Origin of the sequence: Mesorhizobium loti, from assembly GCA_014189435.1 — a bacterium.
In the GTDB taxonomy this organism is placed as follows: Bacteria; Pseudomonadota; Alphaproteobacteria; order Rhizobiales; family Rhizobiaceae; genus Mesorhizobium; species Mesorhizobium loti_G.
In genome coordinates this window covers 6,068,990-6,092,788 of record CP050293.1, presented here as the reverse complement: position 1 = coordinate 6,092,788, position 23,799 = coordinate 6,068,990, and the positions used below count along the sequence as shown (strand labels likewise).

At 64.2% G+C, this 23,799-nt stretch carries 19 protein-coding genes; 10 read left to right on the top strand and 9 right to left on the bottom strand.

Features of this window, described 5'->3' with window-relative positions; genetic code table 11:
* Window positions 1–3: 3 nt before the first annotated feature.
* The 4 genes from nagA to HB777_29145 are packed head-to-tail and all read right to left on the bottom strand — an operon-like array spanning window position 4 to window position 3,864.
* Window positions 4–1,176 (bottom strand): N-acetylglucosamine-6-phosphate deacetylase, encoded by a 1,173-nt coding sequence (gene nagA / locus HB777_29160; GenBank protein ID QND67606.1) that lies wholly within the window; start codon window positions 1,174–1,176, stop codon window positions 4–6.
* Window positions 1,173–2,207, bottom strand: coding sequence for an SIS domain-containing protein (locus HB777_29155; GenBank protein QND67605.1), 1,035 nt, complete (start codon window positions 2,205–2,207; stop codon window positions 1,173–1,175). The genes nagA and HB777_29155 overlap by 4 nt, the downstream gene beginning before the upstream one ends.
* On the bottom strand, window positions 2,204–2,986 hold the full coding sequence (locus tag HB777_29150; protein QND67604.1) for a GntR family transcriptional regulator: 783 nt from the start codon (window positions 2,984–2,986) through the stop codon (window positions 2,204–2,206). The genes HB777_29155 and HB777_29150 overlap by 4 nt, the downstream gene beginning before the upstream one ends.
* Entirely contained in the window at window positions 2,983–3,864 is an 882-nt protein-coding gene (locus HB777_29145) for an N-acetylglucosamine kinase (GenBank protein QND67603.1), read from the bottom strand. Before HB777_29145 ends, HB777_29150 begins: the two co-directional genes overlap by 4 nt.
* A 198-nt stretch (window positions 3,865–4,062) precedes the next feature.
* On the opposite strand from HB777_29145, the gene HB777_29140 reads away from it, so the two are divergent.
* The 6 genes from HB777_29140 to HB777_29115 all read left to right on the top strand — a co-directional run bounded on the left by HB777_29140 (window position 4,063) and on the right by HB777_29115 (window position 10,762).
* Window positions 4,063–5,013: an N-acetylmuramic acid 6-phosphate etherase gene (locus HB777_29140; GenBank protein QND67602.1), complete on the top strand. Its 951-nt coding sequence runs from the start codon at window positions 4,063–4,065 to the stop codon at window positions 5,011–5,013.
* Between the two features lie 117 nt (window positions 5,014–5,130).
* Window positions 5,131–6,390 (top strand): carbohydrate ABC transporter substrate-binding protein, encoded by a 1,260-nt coding sequence (locus HB777_29135; GenBank protein ID QND67601.1) that lies wholly within the window; start codon window positions 5,131–5,133, stop codon window positions 6,388–6,390.
* Between the two features lie 249 nt (window positions 6,391–6,639).
* Window positions 6,640–7,569 (top strand): sugar ABC transporter permease, encoded by a 930-nt coding sequence (locus HB777_29130; GenBank protein ID QND67600.1) that lies wholly within the window; start codon window positions 6,640–6,642, stop codon window positions 7,567–7,569.
* Window positions 7,570–7,579: 10 nt separating this feature from the next.
* Window positions 7,580–8,419, top strand: coding sequence for a carbohydrate ABC transporter permease (locus tag HB777_29125; GenBank protein ID QND67599.1), 840 nt, complete (start codon window positions 7,580–7,582; stop codon window positions 8,417–8,419).
* Between the two features lie 250 nt (window positions 8,420–8,669).
* On the top strand, window positions 8,670–9,731 hold the full coding sequence (locus HB777_29120) for a Gfo/Idh/MocA family oxidoreductase (GenBank protein ID QND67598.1): 1,062 nt from the start codon (window positions 8,670–8,672) through the stop codon (window positions 9,729–9,731).
* Window positions 9,732–9,763: 32 nt separating this feature from the next.
* Window positions 9,764–10,762, top strand: a complete 999-nt coding sequence (locus HB777_29115) for an ABC transporter ATP-binding protein (protein ID QND67597.1) — start codon at window positions 9,764–9,766, stop codon at window positions 10,760–10,762.
* 195 nt (window positions 10,763–10,957) lie between these two features.
* On the opposite strand, the gene HB777_29110 is transcribed toward HB777_29115, so the two are convergent.
* The 5 genes from HB777_29110 to HB777_29090 form a co-directional block, all read right to left on the bottom strand.
* Window positions 10,958–11,803 carry a fumarylacetoacetate hydrolase family protein gene (locus tag HB777_29110; protein QND67596.1) on the bottom strand — a complete coding sequence of 282 codons (846 nt, stop codon included), beginning with the start codon at window positions 11,801–11,803 and terminating at the stop codon, window positions 10,958–10,960.
* Between the two features lie 201 nt (window positions 11,804–12,004).
* Window positions 12,005–12,736 carry an SDR family oxidoreductase gene (locus tag HB777_29105; GenBank protein ID QND67595.1) on the bottom strand — a complete coding sequence of 244 codons (732 nt, stop codon included), beginning with the start codon at window positions 12,734–12,736 and terminating at the stop codon, window positions 12,005–12,007.
* Window positions 12,737–12,924: 188 nt separating this feature from the next.
* Window positions 12,925–15,297: an aldehyde dehydrogenase family protein gene (locus tag HB777_29100; protein QND67594.1), complete on the bottom strand. Its 2,373-nt coding sequence runs from the start codon at window positions 15,295–15,297 to the stop codon at window positions 12,925–12,927.
* A gap of 73 nt (window positions 15,298–15,370) precedes the next feature.
* Window positions 15,371–16,420, bottom strand: a complete 1,050-nt coding sequence (gene deoC, locus HB777_29095) for a deoxyribose-phosphate aldolase (GenBank protein ID QND67593.1) — start codon at window positions 16,418–16,420, stop codon at window positions 15,371–15,373.
* A 212-nt stretch (window positions 16,421–16,632) separates the two neighbouring features.
* A complete protein-coding gene (locus tag HB777_29090) occupies window positions 16,633–17,460 on the bottom strand; it encodes a ferredoxin--NADP reductase (GenBank protein QND67592.1) in 828 nt (275 codons plus the stop codon).
* A gap of 221 nt (window positions 17,461–17,681) precedes the next feature.
* On the opposite strand from HB777_29090, the gene HB777_29085 reads away from it, so the two are divergent.
* The 4 genes from HB777_29085 to HB777_29070 all read left to right on the top strand — a co-directional run bounded on the left by HB777_29085 (window position 17,682) and on the right by HB777_29070 (window position 23,583).
* Window positions 17,682–19,766: a hydantoinase/oxoprolinase family protein gene (locus tag HB777_29085; protein QND67591.1), complete on the top strand. Its 2,085-nt coding sequence runs from the start codon at window positions 17,682–17,684 to the stop codon at window positions 19,764–19,766.
* A 1-nt stretch (window position 19,767) separates the two neighbouring features.
* On the top strand, window positions 19,768–21,510 hold the full coding sequence (locus tag HB777_29080; GenBank protein QND67590.1) for a methylhydantoinase: 1,743 nt from the start codon (window positions 19,768–19,770) through the stop codon (window positions 21,508–21,510).
* Window positions 21,511–21,624: 114 nt separating this feature from the next.
* Window positions 21,625–22,398: an ABC transporter substrate-binding protein gene (locus tag HB777_29075; protein ID QND67589.1), complete on the top strand. Its 774-nt coding sequence runs from the start codon at window positions 21,625–21,627 to the stop codon at window positions 22,396–22,398.
* A 54-nt stretch (window positions 22,399–22,452) separates the two neighbouring features.
* Window positions 22,453–23,583: an aminomethyl transferase family protein gene (locus HB777_29070; GenBank protein QND67588.1), complete on the top strand. Its 1,131-nt coding sequence runs from the start codon at window positions 22,453–22,455 to the stop codon at window positions 23,581–23,583.
* The last annotated feature ends 216 nt before the right edge of the window (window positions 23,584–23,799 follow it).

The following is a 23,799-nucleotide window of genomic DNA, read 5'->3' as shown; positions in this document are numbered from 1 at the left end:
CCGTCAGACTGGCGCGCCAGCCTCGAAGACCTTTTCGCCACCGATCCAGACGCTCTTCATGTCGAGATTATCCGACAGCGAAACGATATCCGCCGCCGTGCCGTTGGCGAATCGCCCGTGTCGATGCGATTGTCCTATCGCTTGCGCCGGATAGAGCGAGGCCATGCGCAACGCTTCCGACAGGTCCAGCCCGACAACCCGATGGATGTATCGAACAGCCGAGATCATGTCGAGATCGGCGCCCGCCAGCGTTCCGTCGGCAAGCCGCAGGCTGCCATCCTTGCGGTAGATGGTGCGGCCGTTCAGCGTGAACGAGGTCATATCGGTGCCGATTGTCGCCATGGCGTCGCTGACCAGCACGATCTTGCCCGGACCTTGCTTGGCGCGCAGCGCGATCTTGATGGTGGCCGGATCGACATGGATGCCGTCGGCGATAAGACCGGCCGACAAGGTGCCGATGTCGATGGCCGCGCCCGCCAGACCAGGCTCGCGATTGCCGATCTGGCTCATTGCGTTGAACAGATGGGTGACCAGGCTCGCGCCGGCTTCGGCGAAGGTGCTGGCGGTGGCGTAGCCGGTGTCGGAATGGCCAAGACTGACGATGACGCCAGCCTTGGCGAGTGCCGCGACGCGCGCCGGTTCGACGGATTCCGGCGCGACGGTGGTGAGCAGCACCGGAAGTTTTTGCCGCGCCGCGATCAGCATCGCCTGGTCGGCGTCCGTCATCGGCCGGATCAGCGCCGGATCATGCGCGCCCTTGCGGGCGATCGACAGATGCGGACCTTCGAGATGCAGGCCGAGGAAGCCCGGCACCTTCCGCAGCGCCGCTGCTTCGCCAGCGGCGACGGCGGCGGCGGTGACGCCGGGCGTGTCGGTGATCAGCGTCACGAGCAGCGCCGTCGTGCCGAAGGGCGCATGCGCCTTGCAGATGGTTTCGATCGAGGCGACATCGGGGTGGTCGTTGAGCATGACGCCGCCACCGCCATTGACCTGCAGGTCGACGAAGCCCGGCGCCAGCACGCCGCCGCCGGTGTCGACGACGCGGATATCCGAGGGGATGGCACTGGTGGGCAAAATAGCCTCGACGAGGCCGTCGCGCACGACCAGCGCGTGGCCTTCATGCCAGTCGTCGCCGTCGAAAATCCGGGCGCCAGTCAGGGCAAAACGGTCGCTCATACGGTCTCCGTCACCTTGCGAAGATAGCGCGGCGTGTCCGGATCGAGGCCGCGATGGCGGGCGAAGGCCTCGACGAACATGTAGAAGGAGACGATCAGCGTCAGCGGATCGGTCAGCGGATGGCCGGTGGCGACATGCGGCAGGCGCACGGCGCGCTGGGCAAGTGCCGAGGTGACGAAAACCGGCGCGCCCTTGGCCGCCAGGCTGTCGGCGGCCTCAGTGATGGACGGTTCGGAGGCGTCGCGCGCGGCCAGCGCCAGCACCGGAAAATCGGGTCCGATCAATGCCAGCGGGCCATGCATGACCTCGGCGGCGCTGTAGGCCTCGGCATGCATGCCGCAGGTCTCCTTGAATTTGAGCGCCGCTTCGTTGGCCATCGCCGCCGACGGTCCGCGGCCGAGGATGAACAGCGACTTCTGCTTCTCGATCGTCTCGGACAGAACGCTCATCCAGTCGCAGGCGATCGCCTTGCGGAAATGCTCCGGCAATTGGGCCAGTGCCGCCAGCAGCGCATCGTCGCCGGTGGCATGCGCCATCAAAGCGAGACCGGCGACAGCGGAATTGATGAAGGTCTTGGTTGCCGCCACGCTGCGCTCGGGGCCGGCCAGGATATCGATCGCATAGTCCGAGGCCCGCGCCAGCGGCGAATCGGCGGTGTTGGTGATGGCGATGGTCAGCGCGCCACCGGCCCGCGCGGTTTCGGCCATGGCGACGATGTCGGGGCTCTTGCCCGACTGCGAGATCGCCAGGCAGGCCGAGCCGGCGAGCCTGAGCTTGCGGCCATAGATCGAGGCGATGGACGGTCCGACCGATGCGACGGCCAGGCCGGCGGTCAGCTCGACGGCATATTTCATGAAGGTGGCGGCATGGTCGGACGAGCCGCGCGCCACGGTGACGACAAACTGCGGATCGCGTTCGCGGATGCCGCGCCCGGCTTCGGCCAGCACGGTGCCGGAGCCGTCGAGGAGGCGGGCGACGGCCTGCGGGATCTCCTCGATCTCGCGCCGCATATGGGTCGTTTCTGTCGTCATGGTCGGCCCTCTTCGCTCGGCCCTGTCAGCCGCAGTTCGGCGACGAAATCATAGGCGTCGCCCCGGTAGATGGAGCGGGTGAATTCGATCACCTTGCCGCTCGCCAGATAGGAAATGCGTTCGATGTGCAAGCCGGCGATGCCTGGCGGCACCTCGAGCAGGCGCGCGTCGCTGTCGCCGAGGTTGGCGGCGGAGATGCGCTGCACCGCCCGCACCGGCCGGTTGCCGGTCAACTCCAGCGCCGCATAGAGCGAGGAGCCTATATCAGCCGGATCGGGCAGCACGCTGGCCGACAGCGAGGCGCGTTCGATCGCCAGCGGCGTGTCGTTGGCAATGCGCAGGCGCGCCACGCGCGCCACCAATTCGCTCGACGACAGGCCGAGCACCATCATCTCGTCGGGTGAGGGCGCGTAAAGGCCGCGGTCGAGCCATGCCGAACGCACCGCCATGCCGCGCCGCGCCATGTCCTCGGTAAACGACGTCAGCCGCGACAGCGACTGCTCCACGCGCTCCATGCGCGGCGCCACGAAGGTGCCGGAGCCGTGGCGCTGGACCAGGATGCCGCCCTTGACCAGGTCCTGCACCGCCTTGCGCACGGTGACCCGTGAAATGTCGGCCTTGGTGGCGATGTCGCGCTCGGAGGGCAGCGCGTCGCCCGGCCCGATCAGGCCGCGATTGACCGCGTCCTCGATGCTCTTGCGAAGCTGCACATAGAGCGGCGCGCCGCTTTGCGCCTGATGTTTCAGCGTGGCGAAAATCTGGTCGGCGGCCTCGCTCATCGAGCCGCCTCCGCCTGTCCGGCGAAAAGGCGGACCGCCATCTGCACGGCGCCGCCCAGTGCGTCGTCGAGGGGCGGCTTCAGCAGCGCCCGGTAGCGGGCAGACAGGCGCGGCGCGTAAAGCGGCGCCAGCCCGCCGAGCAGGCACAGCGGCGCGTCGTCCGCGAGGTCGAGCGCGCCGAGCGAGGCTTCGACGTCGGCGACCACCCTGTCGAGGATCCAGTTGGCGACGCTGTCGCCTTTCTCGGCATGCTCGAACACCTTGGGTGCGAAGCCGCCGAAATCGCCGGGCTTGGCATTGGTGGTGAATTCGACCACGTCCTCCGGATTGTTGCGGAAGACGGCCAGCATGCTCTGCGTCAGCGGCGAACCCGCGCGGACGCCGTCATAGGCAAGCAGTGTCTGTTCGAGCAGGTCGCGGCCGATGCGGGCGCCGCTGCCCTGGTCGCCGACCTGGAAACCCCAGCCGCCGATGGCGCGCGACTTGCCGTTCTTGCGCGCCATGTAGGCGGTGCCGGTGCCGAGGATCGCCATGGCGCCGTCGCCCGAGCCGACAGCGCCTTCCAGCGCGATTTCGGCGTCGGTCTCGACGCGGCTGATGCTGAACGGCAGGATCGCTTCGAGCTGCTGCCGGTAGGTGCCGACATTGGCGCCGGCAAGGCCGAGAATGGCCGGTGTTTGCGGGATCAGTCCTGGATCCTGCCCGGCGGCGATGAACGCCTGCCTGGCGGCCTCGACGATGTTCGAGCGGGCGCCGGTCAGGTCGGTGCGGATGTTGGCGGCGCCGCTCTTGGCGCGGCCAATGACTGCACCATCCGCTGTTGCCAGGGCGGCCCTGCAGCTGGTGCCGCCGCCATCGATTCCGAGCACGAAATTCACGTGATTTCTCCTCCGCCCGGATAATACCAATAAAATACCAATAGCCAAGAGTTAATTTCCGTTTCAAAAAGATTAAGGCGTATTTTATTGAAAAACCTATGCATTTCGTCGGCTCAGTGTTTTCCCAGCCGCGAATTCGTTAATGCGTGTGGACAAGTGGTATTTTTTTGGTATTGTTCTGGTATTGGAGGAACCGGGATGGCCGAAACGCGCACCGAAGCGCTTCACCAGAATGCCGAGGGGCTGGATATCCAGGCCCCGGACGCCATCCTTTCCTATTTGGCCGATGCGCAGATCGAAGCGGCGAAGGTCGTGCGCCAAGCCATTCCATCCATTGCCAGGGCGGCCGAGATCATCGCGGACAGGCTGAAGAGCGGCGGCAAGCTTGCCTACGCGGCGGCCGGCAGTTCCGGCCTGATGGCGCTGGCCGACGCGCTGGAATTGCCCGGCACCTTCGGCATTCACCGCGACCGCATCGCCATCCTGATCGCCGGCGGCGACGACGCCTTCCGCACACTGGCCGGCGGGCCGGAAGACGACACCGACGAGGCCGCGGCCGCGGTCGCCAAGGCCGGTCTCGGCAAGGGCGACTGCCTGATCGCCATTTCGGCCAGCGGCACGACGCCCTATGCGGTGCGGGCCATCGAGGAAGCTGCTCGCCGTGGTGCTGCCACCATCGGCATCGCCAACAACAGGGACTCGGCTCTGCTGCGCCAGGCCGAAATCGCCATCCTGCTCGAAACGCCGCCGGAGCTGATTGCCGGCTCGACGCGCATGGGCGCCGGCACCGCCCAGAAGATCGCGCTCAACATGCTGTCGACGCTGACCGCTGTCCATCTCGGCCATGTCCATGATGGCTACATGGTCAATTTGACGGCCGACAACATCAAGCTGCGCGACCGCGCGGCGCGCATCGTCGCCGCCGTCAGCGGACGCGGCACGGACGAAGCGGCCCGCCTGCTCGAAAAGAGCGGCGGCGCGGTCAAGACCGCCATTCTGCTTGCCGCCGGCGCCGACAGCGCCGATGCGGCGCAGAAGATACTGGAAGAGGCCGGCCAGAAGCTGCGGCCGGCCCTTTCCGCGCTGGAGCATGATCCCGAAAAGTGGAAATCGCTTTTCGGAAAAGATCATGCTCGAACAAAGAAATAGAGCCTGTTTCATCCCGATCTCCATCGGGGTGAAACGGGCTTGCGAGGGGAGCAAGGGGCGCACTGCCTCCGTTCTCATCAAAACCGAACCTGAAAAAGGTCAACAGGGAGACTGAGCATGACAACGAAACTACTGACGGCACTGCTTCTGGGCACCAGCATTCTCGGCTCCGCCGGGGTGGCTTATGCCGACGACGTAACGCTCAACATCGAAAGCTGGCGTACCGACGATCTTGCCATCTGGAAGGACAAGCTGATCCCGGCTTTCGAAGCCAAGAACCCGGGCATCAAGGTGGTGTTCGCCCCCACGGCGCCGACCGAATTTGACGCCGCCCTCGGCGCCAAGCTCGCCGCCGGCTCGGCGGGCGACCTGATCACCTGCCGCCCGTTCGACAAGTCGCTTGAACTGTTCAAGAAGGGCAACCTTGCCGACCTCTCGGCGCTGCCCGGCATGGAGAACTTCTCGCCGGTGGCCAAGTCCGCCTGGCAGACCGACGACGGCAAGGCGAGCTTCTGCGTGCCGATGGCATCGGTCATCCATGGCTTCATCTACAACAAGGACGCCTTCGACAAGCTCGGCATCAAGGTGCCGGAGACCCGCGACGAGTTCTTCGCCGCGCTCGACAAGATCAAGGCCGACGGCACCTACATCCCGATGGCGATGGGCACCAAGGATCTCTGGGAAGCCGCGACCATGGGCTACCAGAACATCGGCCCGAACTACTGGAAGGGCGAGGACGGCCGCGCAGCGCTGATCAAGGGCGATCAGAAGCTGACCGACAAGGACTGGGTCGCGCCGTATGAGGAACTGGCCAAGTGGAAGCCGTATCTCGGCGACGGGTTTGAAGCCCAGACCTATCCGGACAGCCAGAACCTGTTCACGCTCGGCCGCGCCGCCATCTATCCGGCCGGCTCGTGGGAAATCGGCCTGTTCAACACCCAGGCCCAGTTCAAGATGGGCGCCTTCCCGCCGCCGGTCGAGAAGGCCGGCGACACCTGCTACATCTCCGACCATACCGATATCGGCATGGGCCTGAATGCGGCTTCGAAGAACGCCGATGCGGCCAAGACCTTCCTGTCCTGGGTCGCCTCGCCGGACTTCGCCACCATCTACGCCAACGCGCTGCCGGGCTTCTTCAGCCTGAACTCCTCGCCGGTGAAGATGGCGGACCCGCTGGCGCAGGAATTCGTCTCCTGGCGCGGCAAGTGCAAGTCGACGATCCGCTCGACCTACCAGATCCTGTCGCGCGGCACGCCGAACCTCGAAAACGAGACCTGGGTTGAATCGGCCAACGTCATCAACGGCACCGATACGCCGGAAGCGGCGGCCAAGAAGCTGCAGACCGGTCTCGACAGCTGGTACAAGCCGGCCAAGTAAGGGCTCAGGCTGAGCGCTGGGTCGTTCCATGTGGACGGCCCTGCGTTTTTCGATAGCATCGACTGCGAACGACAGCGCCGCCCCTCATCCGCCTGCCGGCACCTTCTCCCCGTATAGTGACGGGGAGAAGGGACTTGTCGCAACGCTGGCGACCCCCTCTCCCCGTCCTTCACGGGGAGAGGGTAAGGGTGAGGGGCAGCGCTGCCGTCGAAGGCATTTGCCGAGACCTGAACGGCGGGGACCGAACTCATGGCCGCAGATATCAGACCGAAAAGACCGTTCCGCTGGCACATCGGCATCTTCCTGGCGCCGGCCGTGCTCGTCTACACGGCAATCATGATCCTGCCGCTCGCCGGCACGCTGCAGCTGTCGCTGTTCCGCAATATCGAGCAGCACCAGGTCTTCGTCGGGCTGGAAAACTTCCTCACCCTGTTCGGCGACCCCAACTGGTCGGTGGGTTTCTGGAACGCGCTCAGGAACAACACCTGGTTCTTCATCATCCACATGCTGGTGCAGAACCCGATCGGCGTCATGCTGGCGGCCCTGCTGTCCAGCCCAAGACTGAGATTCGCGGCCTTCTACCGCACGGCGATCTTCGTGCCGACCATCCTGTCCTTCGTTATCGTCGGCTTTGCCTGGAAGCTGATCCTGTCGCCGCTCTGGGGCGTGGCGCCGCATCTGATGGATCTCGTCGGCCTGAAAAGCCTGTTCACGCCATGGCTCGGCAAGGAAGAATATGCGCTGACCGCGCTCAGCCTGATCTCGGTGTGGCAGTTCGTCGGCATCCCGATGATGCTTATCTATGCCGCCCTGCTGTCGATCCCCGAAGAGGTGATCGAGGCCGCCGAATGCGATGGCATCACCGGCCTGTCGCAATTCTGGAAGATCAAGCTGCCGCTGATCCTGCCGTCGATCGGCATCATCTCGATCCTCACCTTCGTCGGCAATTTCAACGCCTTCGACCTGATCTACACCGCGCAAGGGGCGCTTGCCGGGCCGAACTATTCGACCGACATTCTCGGCACCTTCCTCTACCGCGCCTTCTTCGGCTTCCAGCTGCAGGTCGGCGATCCCAACATGGGCGCGGCGATCGCCACGATGATGTTCCTGATCATCCTTGGCGGCGTCTGCGTCTACCTCTTCCTCGTGCAGACGCGCCTGCGTCGCTACCAGTTCTGAGGGGCAAGAGATGAGCATCGCCACCCGTTCCCTGCCCCGCACCATCGGCGCCCACGCGATCCTGTTGACCTACACGGCGATTGCGCTGTTTCCGGTGATCCTCGTCATCATGAATTCGTTCAAGTCACGTGCCGGCATCTTCGGCGCGCCGCTAACGCCGCCGACGCCAAAAACCTTCGACCTGATCGGCTACACGACGGTGATCGGCCAGGGCGATTTCATCCACTATTTCCAGAACAGCCTCGTCGTCACCGTCGCCTCGCTGTTCTTCGTGCTCTTGTTCGGCGCCATGGCCGCCTTCGCACTGTCGGAATATCGCTTTCGCGGCAATTCGCTGATGGGGCTCTATCTGGCGCTCGGCATCATGATCCCGATCCGCCTCGGCACCGTCGCCATCCTGCAATTGATGGTGGCGAGCGGACTGGTCAACACGCTGACGGCGCTGATCCTGGTCTACACCGCGCAGGGTCTGCCGCTTGCCGTCTTCATCCTGTCGGAATTCATGAAGCAGGTGTCCGACGATCTGAAGAATGCCGGCCGCATCGACGGCCTGTCTGAATACACCATCTTCTTCCGGCTGGTGCTGCCGCTGGTCAGGCCATCGATGGCAACCGTTGCCGTCTTCACCATGATCCCGATCTGGAACGATCTGTGGTTCCCGCTGATCCTGGCGCCGTCGGAAGAAACCAAGACGGTGACGCTCGGCGCGCAGCTGTTCCTCGGCCAGTTCGTCACCAACTGGAACGCCATCCTGGCCGCGCTGTCGCTGGCGATCATGCCGGTGCTGATCCTCTACGTCATCTTCTCGCGGCAGCTGATCCGCGGCATTACGTCGGGAGCCGTCAAGTGAGCGGAGATATGCAATTTTCCGCTGGAGCCAGCACCCCACCCGGCGCTTCGCGCCGACCTCCCCATCAAGGGGAGGTAGAAGGGCGCCGCTTCATTCACGACCGCCAAGGGACACCTTTCGGAGAAGCTTCTTTGACAGTGAGGGTGTTCGCGCCAACGTCCTACCTCCCCTCGATGGGGAGGTCGGCGCGAAGCGCCGGGTGGGGTGCTGCGACCTCGGCGAGAGCAATTCGGATATCTGGAGTCGCTAAGTGAGTACTGAAACACCCCTGCGCGTCGTCGTCGCCGGCCTCGGCAATATGGGCCGCAGCCATGCGCTGGCCTACCACACCAATCCGGGCTTCGAGATCGCAGCGCTCATCAACCGCTCCGACGTGCCGTTGCCGGAAGGGCTGTCGGGCTATGGCATCAAGCGTTCCTTCGACGACGCATTGCGTGAGGAAAAGCCCGATGTCGCCTGCATCGCCACCTATTCCGACAGCCATGCCGACTATGCGGTGAAGGCGTTCGAGGCCGGCTGCCATGTCTTCGTCGAAAAGCCGCTGGCAACGACCGTGGCCGACGCCAAACGCGTCGTCGCGGCGGCCAAGGCCAATGGCAAGAAGCTGGTGATCGGCTACATCCTGCGTCATCATCCGTCCTGGATCAGGCTGATCGCCGAGGCGCGCAAGCTCGGCGGCCCCTACGTCTTCCGCATGAACCTCAACCAGCAATCCTCGGGCCATACCTGGGAGACGCACAAGCAGTTGATGCAGACGACGTCGCCGATCGTCGATTGCGGCGTGCACTACCTCGACGTCATGCTGCAGATCACCGATGCGAAGCCTGTGGAAGTGCGTGGCATGGGCGTGCGGCTGACCGAGGAGGTGGCGCCCTCGATGTACAATTACGGCCACCTGCAGGTGCTGTTCGATGACGGTTCCGTCGGCTGGTACGAAGCCGGCTGGGGACCAATGATTTCGGAAACGGCCTTCTTCGTGAAGGACGTGATCTCGCCGAAGGGCTGCGTGTCGATCGTCATGAAGGAGGGCGTCAAGTCCGACGACATCGACACCCACACCAAGACCTCGACCATCCGCCTGCACAGCGCCGCGACCGGTGCGGACGGCAAGTTCGTCAAATCGGACGAAATGCTGTCGATGGCAGGCGAACCGGGCCACCAAGACCTCTGCGACCTCGAACAGGCCTTTGTGCTGAAGGCGATCCGCGAGGATCTCGATCTCACCAAACACATGGACGACGCGGTCAAATCGCTCGCCGTCTGCCTTGCCGCAGACGAGAGCGTGCGCAGTGGCGCACCAGTTAGACTCTAGAAAAAGTCAAACTCTAGAACAGGGACGAAGCCGTGGGCTCGCTGAACATCGAGAACGTGAAGAAGGCCTTCGGGCCGGTCGAGGTGCTGAAGGGCATCAACCTCGAAGTGACTGATGGCGAATTCGTCGTCTTCGTCGGCCCGTCCGGCTGCGGCAAGTCGACCTTGCTCAGAGTCATTGCCGGACTGGAGGATTCGACCTCGGGCCGGGTGGTGATCGACGGCGCGGATGTCTCCGCCACGCCGCCGGCCAAGCGCGGCATTGCCATGGTGTTCCAGACCTACGCGCTCTACCCGCATCTCACGGTGAAGAACAATATGGGTCTCGGCCTCAAGCAGGCCGGCACGCCGGCGGCTGAGATCGAGCGGCGCATCGGCATCGCCTCGTCGATGCTGTCGCTGGAACCCTATCTCGAAAGGCGGCCGGCCGAACTTTCCGGCGGCCAGCGCCAGCGCGTCGCCATCGGCCGCGCCGTGGTGCGCGAACCTAAATTGTTCCTGTTCGATGAACCACTGTCGAACCTCGACGCCGCACTGCGCGTCAACACGCGGCTGGAAATCGCGCAGCTGCACCGCCGGCTGAAGGCGACAATGATCTACGTCACCCACGACCAGGTCGAGGCAATGACGCTGGCCGACAAGATCGTGGTGCTGAATGCCGGTCGGATCGAACAGATCGGCGGACCAATGGAGCTCTACAATTCGCCGGCAAATGAGTTCGTCGCCGGCTTCATCGGTTCGCCGAAGATGAATTTCGTCGACGGCGCCCGCCTCGGCGAAACCGCCAAGACCATCGGCGTGCGGCCGGAGCATCTGACGGTCGATCCCAAGTCGGGAAGCTGGAAGGGCACGGTGGTCCATGCCGAGCATCTCGGCGCCGACACCAATCTCTATCTCGATTGCGAGAAGGCCGGGCTGATCACGGTGCGGATTTTCGGTGTCTATGACGCCGAACCGGGTGCCACGCTGTATGCGACGCCGGATCCGGCGAAGACCTATCGGTTTGGGGCGGATGGGAAGGTGCTGAAGTAGTATCGCTACATAGGTTGGCGCTGCCCCTCATCCGCCTGCCGGCACCTTCTCCCCGTATAGTGACGGGGAGAAGGGAGATAGCTCCAGCGCCGGCGATTGGCGAAAGCAGCAACGACAGCGTCCTTCTCCCCGTTCAACGGGGAGAAGATGGCGGCAGCCAGATGAGGGGCAGCGCTAACCCCCGAAATGTAGTACTTAGGCGTCCGCCTTGAACGTCTGCTTCTGCTGCCCCAGGCCCTCGATGCCCAGCTCCACCACGTCTCCGGCCTTCAGGAACACCGGCGGCTTCATGCCCAGCCCAACGCCGGGCGGCGTGCCGGTGGAGATGATGTCGCCGGGGTGCAGCGACATGAACTGGCTGAGATAGGAAACCAGATACTTGACGCCGTAGACCATGGTCTTGGTCGAGCCGTTCTGCATCGTCTTGCCGTTGACGGTCAGCCACATTTTGAGGTTCTGCGGATCGGCCACTTCGTCCTTGGTCACCAGCCACGGGCCGGTCGGGCCGAACGTGTCGCAGGACTTGCCCTTGGTCCACTGGCCCTGCCGCTCTGCCTGGAAGGCGCGCTCGGAGACGTCGTGGGCAACGCTATAGCCGGCGACATAGTCGAGTGCGTCGGCTTCGCTGACATATTTCGCCGTTTTGCCGATGACCACGGCAAGCTCGACTTCCCAGTCGGTCTTCTCCGAGCCGCGCGGGATCAGCACGTCGTCATCCGGCCCGACAATGGCCGAGCTTGCCTTCATGAAGATGATCGGCTCCGGCGGCACGGTGGCGCCCGTTTCGGCGGCATGGTCGGAATAGTTGAGGCCTATGCAGATGAACTTGCCGGTGCCGGCAACGCAGGCGCCGAGGCGCGGGCTGCCGGAAACCGCCGGCAGCGACTTGGGATCGAGCTTGGCCAGTGCCGCCAGCGATGCCGGATCGAGTGCCTTGCCGCCGATGTCGGTGACGTGGCCGGAGAGGTCACGAATCGTGCCATCCGCATCGAGCAGACCTGGGCGCTCGCTTCCCACCTCGCCATAGCGCAGCAGTTTCATCTAAAATCCTTCTCCTGATTGCGGCCTTGTGGCCTTTTGCAAACTTCCCACCAAGGCGATTGCTCCTTCGCGGAACCGGCGGACCGTACCCATCGACCTGATTGCGGACAAGCGCGATCGCCATACAGGATAACCGGCGCGCGGGATTTTCAGACTCTTCGATCCCTGGCAAACGCCGGGAAGGGGTCCGATCGTCCTGGTTCAGATCGACCAGCCGCCGTCGATATTATAGGCCTGTCCGGACGTATAGGTGGCGCCGGCCAGATAGACGGCGAGATCGGCGATTTCCTCCGGCGTGCCGAGCCGGCCCATCGGCTGGCGGGCGATGAAGGCGGCGCGGGCGGCGTCATAGTCGCCTTGCGCGTGCATGCGGTCCTGCAGCGACGGGCTCTCGACCGTGCCGGGGCAGATAGCGTTGCAGCGTATGCCCTTGCCGACATAGTCGGCGGCGATCGCCTTGGTCAGGCCGATGACGGCCGCCTTGGTCAGGCCGTAGACGAAGCGGTTGGGCACGCCCTTGGTCGAACTGGCCAGCGAGGCCATGTTGATGATCGATCCGTCGCCGCGTTCGAGCATGCCGGGCAGTACGGCGCGGCTGGTGCGGATCATGGCGCGCACATTGAGGTTCAGCGCGAAATCGAGATCGGCGTCCTTCATCTCGAGGATCGAGCCGGAATGGACGAAACCGGCGCAGTTGAACAGCACGTCGACGACACCGATCTCGGCAAAGCCGGCGTTGACCGCCTCGTCGTTGAGCACGTCCAGCTTGCGGGTCTTGATCCCTGGCGTCTTGGCGAGCTCAGCGAGAAGCGTCTCGTTGATGTCGGTGGCGTGGACCACGGCGCCAGCCTTGGCGAAAGCCAGCGCGCTCGCCTTGCCGATGCCTTGTGCCGCTGCCGTGACGACAACGACCTTGCCTGCCAGATCCGCCATGCTGTTCTCCTCGTCCGCTTGGGTCATCCGCATCTACCTGCGGCTGGCCAAGGCGTCATGTGCCAGTCACGCGTGATCGTGCGGCCTGCGCCATTGCCGGTTCACTGATAAAGATGTTTTTTCTCGTTAAAGAACATCTGTCCGGGCGTCAAGCCCGAACACGATCACCATCACGGCGCAGTACGGTCTCAGTCGCCGTAGGGCACCCAGACATTCTTGACCTCGACGGCGCGGCGCAGGAAGGCGTCGCCGGCAGCCTCGTCGGACGCCCAGTCGAGGCCGCGGCCATTGCCGCTCCAGACCCGCTTGAGGTTGCCGATGGACTCGGCTTCCGCCTTGGCGCAGGTCTCCGCATCGGCGAACACCCAGAGCCCATCGACATCGTCATGCTTGGCCAGCACGCCGGCAAGTTCGGCGCTGCGGCCGGTGACGATGTTGATGGCGCCGGCCGGAACGTCGGAATATTCGATGACCTGATAGAGATCGGTCGCCAGCAGCGGATAGCGTTCGGACGGTACAGCGACCACTGTGTTGCCCATCGCGAGTGCGGGTGCAATCAGCGAGATCAGGCCGAGCAGCGGCGAGGCATCAGGCGCGACGATGCCGACGACGCCGACCGGCTCATGCAGTGCCAGTGTCACGGCGCGCGCCGGCGGCTGGTGGACACGGCCCTCGAACTTGTCGGCAAGGCCGGCATAGAGGAAAAGCCGCTCGATCGACTGGTCGACCTCCTCGCGCGCGGCCTTGGCGCTGGCGCCGGTCAACTCTGCGAGGCGAGCGGCAAACTCGCTTGCACGACCGGAAAGGTTCTCGGCCAGATAGTAAAGCACCTGACTGCGGTTATAGGCGGTCGCCTCCGGCCATGCTTTGCAGGCACGGGCGGCAGAGACGGCGTCGCGGATATCCTTGCGGCTGCCGAGACCAACCTCGCCGGCAAGCCTGCCCTTGGCGGTGGCGACCGCCAGCGAGTAATTGCCGTCCGGGCGCACCTGCTTGCCGCCGATGAACAGCTTTGCCGTGCGGTCGATCGCCGAGCCATCGGCCTGTTCGACGGGCTGTGCGGAGAGCGTCGCCGGCTTGATGACCGGGCCAAGCGGCAGTTTCGCCGTGAGATATTCAAACATGCCCTCGCGACCGCCTTCGCGGCCAAAGCCGCTCTCGCGATAGCCGCCAAAACCACAAGCGGCGTCGAACATGTTGGTGCCGTTGACCCAGACGACGCCAGCTTTCAGCTGCGGCGCGACGTGCAGGGCCAGATTGACGTTTTCGCTCCACACCGAGGCGGCCAGCCCATAGCGCGTGTTGTTGGCAAGCTCGATCGCTTCCTCGGTGTTGCGGAAGGTCATGGTGGCCAGAACCGGGCCGAACACTTCCTCCTGAGCCAAGATATTAGCCGGCGAAACACCGGTGGCGAGCGTCGGCAGATGGTAGTAGCCGGAGGACGGCAGCGCCGCATCCGGCTGCCAGCAGACAGCGCCTTGCCTCGCGCCCTCGGCGACCAGGCCCTTGACGCGCTCGAGCTGTGTCAAGTCGACCAGCGGGCCGATATCGGTATTCTTGTCCAGCGGGCTGCCGACGCGCAGCCGGCTCATCCGCGTCTTGACCTTGGCGATCAAGGCATCGGCGATGCCTTCCTGCACCAGCAGCCGCGAGCCGGCGCAGCAGACCTGGCCCTGGTTGAACCAGATGCCGTCGACCAGGCCTTCGACGGCGCTGTCGAGATCGGCATCTTCGAAGACGATGAAGGCCGACTTGCCGCCGAGCTCCAGCGACAGTTTTTTCCCGGACCCCGCAGTGGCTTTCCGGATGATCTTGCCAACCTCGGAAGAGCCGGTGAAGGCGATCTTCTGGATGCCGGGATGGTTGACGATGGCTACGCCCGCCTCAGGGCCGCCCTGGACGATGTTGACGACGCCTTTCGGCACGCCGGCGCGCTCGCAGATCTCGGCGAACAGGATCGCGGTCAGCGGCGTGAACTCGGCTGGCTTCAGCACGAGGGTGCAGCCCGCGGCTAGCGCCGGCGCAATCTTCCAGGCCAGCATCAGCAGCGGGAAATTCCACGGGATGATCTGGCCGACGACGCCGACACCCTTATCGCCAGGGAAATCCCGGTCCAGCGCCTGCGCCCAGCCGGCATGGTGGATGAAATGGCGGATCGCCAGCGGCACGTCGATGTCGCGGCTTTCGCGGATCGGCTTGCCGTTGTCGATGGATTCCAGCACCGCGAACAGGCGCTGGTGGCGCTGCATGGCGCGGCCGATGGCATAGAGCACTTTTGCCCTGACATAGCCGGAACTGGCGCCCCATTTCGGCAGCGCCTTGGTGGCCGCCGTCACCGCCGCGTCGATGTCGGCGGCATTGGCGTCCGAGACCTTGGCCAGCAGCTTGCCGGAGGAGGGCTCGCTGGTCTCGAAGGTCTTGCCGCCGGACGCGGCTTTCCAGTCGCCGCCGATGAACAGCGCCTTGGAAAAATCGCGCGCGGCAAGCCAGGCGTCGGCCTCGTTGCGGGCTTCCGGCGCCGGGCCGTACTCCATGGCGTGATAGCGGTCGAGGATGTTCATCAGGTGCCTCCTTCACCCTCCCCCTTGTGGGGAGGGTCGATCGGCAAGGCCGATCGGGGTGGGGGTAAATGTCTCAAGCCATCGCGTGGCGATGATTGGCCGAATAGTGTCCGGTCAGATGGTGCTCTAGCTGGCGCTCGATGTCGGTCAAAAGGCTCGACGCGCCGAAGCGGAACAGCTCCGGCTCCAGCCATGGCCGGCCGAGTTCTTCTTTCATCAGCACCAGCCAGTCGAGCGAGACCTTGGCCGTGGAAATGCCACCGGCCGGCTTGAAACCGATGAGATAGCCGGTCTCCTCGAAATAGGCCCTGATGGCGCGCACCATGGCGAGGCCGACGGGCAGCGTCGCATTGACGCTTTCCTTGCCGGTCGAGGTCTTGATGAAGTCGGCGCCCGCCATCATCGCCACCATCGAGGCCAGCATGACGTTGCGCAGCGTGGCGAGGTCGCCGGTGCCGAGGATGACCTTCAGATGCGCGTCACCGGAGGCTGCGCGCATCGAGACAATCTCATTGTAGAGTTCCCGCCATTTGGCGCCGAACACCAGCCCGCGCGGAATGACGACATCGATCTCGTCGGCGCCGTCGCGGACCGAGGCCTCGATCTCCTGCAGGCGGGTCGACAGGGGTGCCAGACCATGCGGAAAGGCGGTGGAGACGGCGGCGACATGGATGCCGGTGCCGCGCACGGCGTCGACGGCGGTGGCGACGAAGGGATGATAGACGCAAACGGCGGCCGGCCGGATGGTTTCGCCTGATATGCCGAGGCCCTCGACGATGTCGCGGCGGAACGGGTTGATCGCCTTGGCGCAGAGCCGGCGCACGCGCTCTTCGGTGTCGTTGGAATTCAGCGTCGTCAAATCCATGCAGGCAACGGCGCGCAGCAGCCAGGCCGCCTGGTTGTCGGCCTTGATCGAGCGCCGCTTGGTCAGGCTGGCGACGCGCCGTTCCAGTGCCGAGCGATTGACGCTGCGCACCGATTCCATGAAGCCGAGATCGAGCTTCATGCCGGGGTTGCGCGCAATGCGATGGTCATGCGGGACGGCGGTGTTGGCGGCGGCACGCGCCGGCAGCGGCGTCACTTTGGACGAGCCAACATCGGCTTCGCGGATTGTGCTGCTCATCTCCTGCCCTTTCATTCAGCGACGTGCGCTTATGTCCTGGTGCGCGTCGTTTTCCCAAAACCGCTCGATATTTTTGGGCGACACGCACGAAGATAGCCCGTGAATTGACGCTTCACGAGTCCTTAGGGCGCTCATAGCTGAAAAAGGCTGCGAAAGCAGCTAATTTTTGACCGTACGGTCAAAAGCGGATTTTGAGGGCGCTGGCGCCCGGCTCAGCCGACGAAGGCGCGCTCGACCACAAAAGTCGCCGGATGGCTCAGCGAGCCTTCCACGAAACCGAGGCTTTCGGCCAGTTCCTTGACGTCCTTCAGCATATGCATCGAGCCGCAGATCATGATGCGGTCGGTTTCCGGGTTGAGCTTGTCGATGCCGAGATCGCTGTAGAACTTGCCGGAGCCGATCAGCGCGGTGATGCGGCCCATGCATGCCGATTCCTCGCGGGTCGTCGAATTGTAGAGCGTGACGCGTCCGGCGGTCAGTTCGCCGATCAGCGGGTCGCTTTCCAGCGCCGCCACCAATTCCTGGCCGTAGGTCAGCTCGGCATTGTCGCGGCAGGTGTGGGTCAGGATCAGCTGATCGAATTTCTCGTAGGTGTCGGGGTCGCGCAGCAGGCTGGCGAAGGGCGCGATGCCGGTGCCGGTCGAGATCATGAACAGCCGCTTGGCGGGCGTCAGCGCGTCGACCACCAGAGTGCCGGTCGACTTCTGGCGCATGATGACGGTGTCGCCGACCTGGATCTTCTGCAGTTCCGAGGTCAGTGGGCCATCCGGCACCTTGATCGAGAAGAATTCCAGCTCCTCGTCCCAGGCCGGGCTCGCCACCGAATAGGCGCGGTACACCGGCTTCTCGGCATTGGGCAGGCCGATCATGACGAACTCGCCGGAGCGGAAGCGCAGCGACTGCGGACGGGTGATGCGGAACGAGAACAGCCGGTCGGTATAGTGCTTCACCGATACGACGGTCTCGGCATAGACATTGGCCGGAATCGGGAATTGCAGCGGGCGGGCGCCGACGGTGTTGAGAGCGGATGTGGTGTTCATCAAATCCAACCTTCTGGGCCAACTCATAGACGCGGGCGCCAAACCTTCACCTGCGCGCCCGAACCATTCAGGTTCCGGCGTGCTGTTCGCACACTGCAAAGCGGTAAGCTCTTGTGTCCGGAATTTATTAGTATACAAACGATATTTGCGTCAAGACGCTACCGTAAAACACCTTTCCAAACTGACACATATCCGTAGTCCGCGCATTTCGGGTTTCGACGATGAAAGAGAATATTTCGGCGCAAGCGCGCGATTCCCTGGGAAATGTCGTCGCCGGTATCGATGTCGGCGGCACCTTCACCGACCTGCTCCTGATCGATGGACGCGACGGTGGCCGGGTGTATCTAGCCAAGACTCCGACCACGGTCGACAACCAGGCCTTCGGCGTCGTTTCGGCATTGGGCGCCACCGAATTTCCGATCGACGGCATCGATCTCATCGTGCATGGCACGACCACCACCACCAATGCGGTGCTGGAACGCCGGCTGGCCAAAACCGGCATGATCACCACGCGCGGCTTTCGCGACGTGATCGAGCTTGGCCGGCGGACGCGGCCGCAGGCCTATGGCATGACCGGCAGCTTCGTGCCGATCATCCCGCGCAATCTCAGGCTCGAAGTGTCGGAGCGTGTCGAGGCTTCGGGCGCGATACGCACGCCGCTCGACGAGGCCGAAATGCGTGACGCGGTAAAGACGCTGATCGCGGCCGGCTGCGAATCCCTCGTCATCCATTTCCTGCATTCCTACGCCAACCCCGCACATGAGCGGCGCGCGGCCGAAATCGCCGCCGAGCTCTGGCCGAACGGCTACATCACGGCAGGCCACGCGCTGCTGTCGGAGGCGCGCGAGTTCGAGCGCGGCGTCACCGCTTCGGTCAACGCCTCGGTGCAGCCGATCCTCGAGCGCTATGTCGAGCGGCTGCGCAAGGAATTGGGCGTAAAAGGCTATGCTCGCGACTTCCTGATCATGAACGGCAATGGCGGCATGATATCGGCCCGCTTCGTCACACGTGAATCGGCCAAGACGGTCATGTCGGGACCGGCTTCGGGCGTCATCGCCGCCGCCTATACCGGAAAGCGCGCCGGCTTCGAAAACCTCGTCACCTACGACATGGGCGGCACCTCGACCGACGTGGCGCTGATCCGCAACGCAGAGCCGGCGGTCTCGAACGAGATCGAGATCGAATATGCGATGCCGATCCATGTGCCGATGGTGGCGGTGCATACGGTCGGCGCCGGCGGCGGCTCGATCGCCCGTGTCGATGCGGCCGGCCTGATCCAGATCGGCCCGGAAAGTGCCGGCGCCAATCCCGGGCCGATTTGCTACGGGCGCGGCGGCCTGGAGCCGACCATCACCGACGCCAATCTTGTGCTCGGCCGGCTGGCGCCGAAGAAGCTGCTGGCGGTCGAAAACCCGGTCACATCAGAGCGCGTCACCGGCATCTTCGAGGAGAAGATCGGCAAGGCGACTGGCCTGTCCGGCGTCGAGGCGGCGGGCGCGGTGCTGCGGCTCGGCAACATGAAGATGGCGGGCGCCATCCGCATGGTCTCGGTGTCGCGCGGCCATGACCCACGTGATTTCGCGCTGTTTGCCTTTGGCGGCGCCGGGCCTCTGCATGCGACCGCGCTGGCGCGCGAACTCGGCTTGCCCCGGGTGCTGGTGCCGGCGCGTCCTGGCATCACCAACGCGCTCGGCTGCGTCGTCGCCGATTTGCGCCACGACTTCGTCAACACCATCAACCAGCCGGTGGCGGTCCTCGACGAAACACAGCTTCACGATGTATTGGAACGGCACCGAAACGAAGGCGAGGAGCTGATCGGCAAGGAAGCGGTGAAGCCGGAGACGATCCGTGTCACCCACTCCGCCGACATGCAGTTCGTCGGCCAGACCCACATCATCAATGTGCCATTGCCGTCGTCATCGGTGACGCGGGCAACGCTGCAGCAGCTTTTCGAAAAGGCCTATTTCGCCCGCTTCAAGGTCGAGCTGCCGGAAATCCGAGCCAACCTCGTCAACCTCAACACATCGGTCACCGGCGTCCGCCCGGCGATAGATCTTTCCCGATTGATCGACCCGGCAGGCCGCGAAAAAACGCTCGACGAGGCGCGGCGCGAAATCCGGCCGGTCTGGTATGCCGGCCGCTGGCACGACACGCCGGTGTATGCGCGCGAAAAACTGCCGCTCGACGCGGTCATCGAAGGCCCGGCGATCCTCGAACAGATGGATGCCACCACCGTGCTCGAACCCGGCGACCGCGCACGCTGCGACGCCGACGGCAACATCATCATCGATATCGGCGAGGCCTGAGATGCAAAAGCTCGACGCCATCACCCTTTCGGTCCTCCAGGCGGCCCTGCAGCAGGTCTGCGACGAGATGGACCTGACCTTCTCGCGCGCCGCCTTCTCGCCTGTGATCGCCGAGGCCAACGACCGCTCCGACGGCATCTATTCGGCGCTCGACGGCTCGCTGATCGCGCAAGGCAGCCAGGGTCTGCCGGTGTTCGTCGGCGTCATGCAGTATTCGACCAGGACGGTGATCGAGATGATCGCCGACGGCCGCTGCTTGGCCCCGGAGCCGGGCGACATCTACATTGTCAACGATCCCTATCTCGGCGGCACGCATCTGATGGATGTCCGCTTCGTCATGCCGGTCTACCGGGCGGGAAAAATCTTCTGCTGGCTGTCCAACACCGGCCACTGGCCCGACATTGGCGGTTCGGTGCCGGGCGGGTTTTCAGCCTCGGCGACCGCGGTCGAGCAGGAAGGGCTGCGGCTGCCCCCGGTCAAATTGTTCAAGAAGGGCGTGCTCGATCCCGAGATCTACGCCATCATCTGCTCAAACATCCGCGTTGCCGACCAGCGCATCGGCGATATCCGGGCCCAGGCTGCCGCACTGCTGATCGGCCAGGACAGGCTCAATGGAATCCTGGATCGTTACGGTGACGAAACTGTCGTCGAGGCGATCGCCGAACTGCGTCGCCGCGCTGCCGAGCAGATGCGCGCCAACATAGCGGCCATTCCAGACGGCACCTACCGCTCCCAGGCGTTTGTCGATTCCGACGGGGTGGTCAACGAGCCGCTGACCATCGCGCTCGCGGTCGAGAAACAAGGCGATACGCTGACCTTCGATTTCGCCGGCTCGTCAAAGCCCTGCGCCGGGCCGATGAACAGCGTGCTGGCGACCACCTTGTCCTCGGTCTATCTCGCCATGCGCCACATCTTCCCCGATGTGCCGATCAGTGCCGGTGCCTTCGAGCCGCTGATCGTCAAGCGGCCGGAGGGCACTTTCCTCGACGCCAAATATCCGCGCCCCGTATCGGGTTGCGCCGCCGAGGTGTCGCAGCGCATCGCCGAGGCGGTGTTCGCGGCGATGGTGCAGGCGTTGCCGGAGAAAGTGACGGCGGCGCCCGCCGGCTCCAGCGGCAATTTCGCGCTCGGCGGCAACGACCCGGCGCGCGGCCGCGACTACGTCATGTACCAGATCTCCGGTGGCGGCTATGGCGGCAATTCAGGCCATGACGGGCTGACCAATGGCTGCTCGACCATCGGCATCTCCAAGTCGCCACCGGTCGAGATCATGGAACAGGCATTTCCGGTGCTCTACCGCCATTACGCCTTGCGCGAGGGCTCCGGCGGCGCCGGCAAGCATCGCGGTGGCTTCGGCCTCGCCTATGAGGTCGAAATCCTGCGCGGCGACGCGCGAGCCTCCTTCGTCATGGATCATGGCCGCTTCGGCCCGCAAGGTGCGCTCGGTGGCAAGGACGGCGCGGTCAACACCGTGACCGTCTTCCGCAACGGCGAGGAACATGTGCCGCCGCATCTGTCCAAGGAGCAGGACATAGCCCTGAAGGCCGGCGACCGCGTGCGCGTCGGCACGCCGGGTGGTGGCGGTTATGGCGAGCCATTCGAGCGCGATGCCGAGCAGGTGCTGCGCGACGTGGCGCTGGGTTACTACACGTCACAGGAAGCCAGTGAAAAATTCGGCGTTGTCCTGTCGGCAGGTGAACTCACCGTTGACAGAAGAGCGACGGACAAGCAGCGCGCCGGCTAACGCGCCGCCGATCGACTGCTTGCAACGCCGCGATCGCCGCAGCGCATGTCGTTTCCGTCTCCGCCGCACGCCCGGAAGATCGTAGACTTCTCGCGCTCAACGGGGATCTCGAACATGCGTCTTTTCGGTCGTTTCGTGCTTGCCGCTTCCGTCGCCCTTACGCTGGCCACGGGTGCTTCCGCCCAGGACAAGAAACTCAGGATCGGCACCGAAGGCGCCTATCCGCCCTTCAACTACGCCAGTGCCGATGGCACTTTGGGCGGCTTCGACATCGACCTCGGCAAGGCGCTGTGTGCCGAGATGAAGGCCGAGTGTGAGTTCAGCGTGCAGGATTTCGATGGTTCCATACCGGCGCTGCAGGCCGGCAAGTTCGACGCCATCATCAACATCACCATCACGCCTGAGCGGGCCGAGAAGGTCGAGTTCACCCACAAATACTACCAGACGCCGCCGGCCATCGCCGTGCCGAAGGATTCGACCATCGCAGGCACTTCGCCGGACGACCTGAAAGGCAAGGCGCTCGGCGTGCAGACCGCGACCATCCACCAGAAATTCGCCGAGCAGAAATACACAGGCTCCACCGTCAAGGCCTATCCGACCGGCGACGATGCCCGCACCGACATGGCCAATGGTCGCCTCGATGCGATGATGGATGGCTCGATCATCCTGACGGAGTGGCTGAAGAAGCCCGACGGCGCCTGCTGCAAGCTGCTCGGAACGCTGACGGCCGATCCGGCCATTCATGGACCCGGCGTCGGCATCGCGCTGCAGAAGGGCAACAAGGAACTGGCCGACAAGCTCAATGCGGCCATCGATGCGCTGCGCGCCAACGGAAAATACAAGGAAATCAACGACAAGTACTTCTCGTTCGACGTCTACGGCAGCTGAGAACGACAACAAATGCCTTCCGGCAGCGCTGCCTGGCGCTGCCGTTTTTCTTGAATGATGGAGACTTCCTTGGCTGAGCGGCGCTCCCCTTTCTACAGCAGCATCGTCGGACTGGGCGCGACCATGGGTCGTGTCGGCGGCGATTTCATCTCGGCCAAATATTACTCCGGCATTGCCGACGAGCACCTGAACACCCGCAAGAATGTCGGCGTGCAGGATCTCAGCACCATGGGCAAGATGGACATCAAGGGGCCGGATGCCGAGGCGCTGGTCAACCATGTCATCGTCAACGATGCCGCCGCCATGAAGCCCGGACAGGTGCGCTATTCCACGGTCTGCCGCGAGGATGGCGGCATCATGGACGACCTCACCGTGTTCCGTCTGGCGCCGGAGCATTTCATGCTGGTGACCGGCTCGGTCAACCGCCTGAAGATGCTGCCCTGGTTGCTGCATCATGCGCAGAGGCGCAAGGCCTATGTCACCGACATCACCGCCGCCATCGCCTTCCCGACCATCCAGGGTCCGCGCTCGCGCGAACTGCTGAAGGCGCTGGTTGCGGATGCCGATCTGGATGGGCTGAAGCGTTGGTCGTTCACGTCAGGCCATATCAACGGCACGCGGGTGCTGATCTCGCGCACCGGGGTGACCGGCGAACTCGGCTTCGAACTGTTCGTGCCGGCCGACGAGGCGGCCTCCGTCTGGGAGGCGCTGATGCGGACCGGCCGTGACTTCGGCCTGAAGCCCTATGGCGTGCTGGCGATGTTCACGCTCGGGCTGGAAAAAGCCTATCCGGCGCATGGCATCGACATGGACGAGAGCCGCACGCCGTTCCATGTCGGCCTCGACCGCTGGATCAAGTTCGACAAGGGCGATTTCGTCGGCCGCGAAGCGCTGCTCAAGGTCCGCGACAAAGGTCTCGACGAGCAATGGGTCGGGTTGATCCTCGACGGTGACAGGCCAGCCGCGACCGATGCCAGGGTTCTGGCCGATGGCGAGGACGCCGGCATCGTCACCTACAGCGACCACGGCTATTCCCTCGGCAAGGTGCTGGCGGCCGCACATCTGCGGCTGCCTTTTACCGCTGTCGGCACCGAGCTCAGCATCGATATCGACGGCAGGCCGACGCGAGCAGTCGTGGCGCCGATACCGTTCTTCGATCCGGAAGGGGTCAGGTTGCGGAGCTAACTCGGCTTGCGTCAATAACTGCGTGCGTTGGTGATTGGCGGAAACGCCCACCGCTTCGTCACCCACGGGCGGAGCAAGGAGCGAAGCGACGCAGCGCAGACCCGAGGATCCATGCCGGGACTCCAACGCGTCACTACGGTGCAGAATTCTGCTCCGCTGCATTCCACGGCTAAGGTCACGGAATGGATCCTCGGGTCTCCGCGACGGAGCTTCGCT

Bases quoted from the DNA above. Each gene is read 5' to 3' on its own strand.
- nagA (QND67606.1), bottom strand. From the start codon at position 1,176: ATGAGCGACCGTTTTGCCCTGACTGGCGCCCGGATTTTCGACGGCGAC.
- HB777_29155 (QND67605.1), bottom strand. From the start codon at position 2,207: ATGACGACAGAAACGACCCATATGCGGCGCGAGATCGAGGAGATCCCG.
- HB777_29150 (QND67604.1), bottom strand. From the start codon at position 2,986: ATGAGCGAGGCCGCCGACCAGATTTTCGCCACGCTGAAACATCAGGCG.
- HB777_29140 (QND67602.1), top strand. From the start codon at position 4,063: ATGGCCGAAACGCGCACCGAAGCGCTTCACCAGAATGCCGAGGGGCTG.
- HB777_29135 (QND67601.1), top strand. From the start codon at position 5,131: ATGACAACGAAACTACTGACGGCACTGCTTCTGGGCACCAGCATTCTC.
- HB777_29130 (QND67600.1), top strand. From the start codon at position 6,640: ATGGCCGCAGATATCAGACCGAAAAGACCGTTCCGCTGGCACATCGGC.
- HB777_29125 (QND67599.1), top strand. From the start codon at position 7,580: ATGAGCATCGCCACCCGTTCCCTGCCCCGCACCATCGGCGCCCACGCG.
- HB777_29110 (QND67596.1), bottom strand. From the start codon at position 11,803: ATGAAACTGCTGCGCTATGGCGAGGTGGGAAGCGAGCGCCCAGGTCTG.
- HB777_29105 (QND67595.1), bottom strand. From the start codon at position 12,736: ATGGCGGATCTGGCAGGCAAGGTCGTTGTCGTCACGGCAGCGGCACAA.
- HB777_29100 (QND67594.1), bottom strand. From the start codon at position 15,297: ATGAACATCCTCGACCGCTATCACGCCATGGAGTACGGCCCGGCGCCG.
- deoC (QND67593.1), bottom strand. From the start codon at position 16,420: ATGAGCAGCACAATCCGCGAAGCCGATGTTGGCTCGTCCAAAGTGACG.
- HB777_29090 (QND67592.1), bottom strand. From the start codon at position 17,460: ATGAACACCACATCCGCTCTCAACACCGTCGGCGCCCGCCCGCTGCAA.
- HB777_29085 (QND67591.1), top strand. From the start codon at position 17,682: ATGAAAGAGAATATTTCGGCGCAAGCGCGCGATTCCCTGGGAAATGTC.
- HB777_29080 (QND67590.1), top strand. From the start codon at position 19,768: ATGCAAAAGCTCGACGCCATCACCCTTTCGGTCCTCCAGGCGGCCCTG.
- HB777_29075 (QND67589.1), top strand. From the start codon at position 21,625: ATGCGTCTTTTCGGTCGTTTCGTGCTTGCCGCTTCCGTCGCCCTTACG.
- HB777_29070 (QND67588.1), top strand. From the start codon at position 22,453: ATGATGGAGACTTCCTTGGCTGAGCGGCGCTCCCCTTTCTACAGCAGC.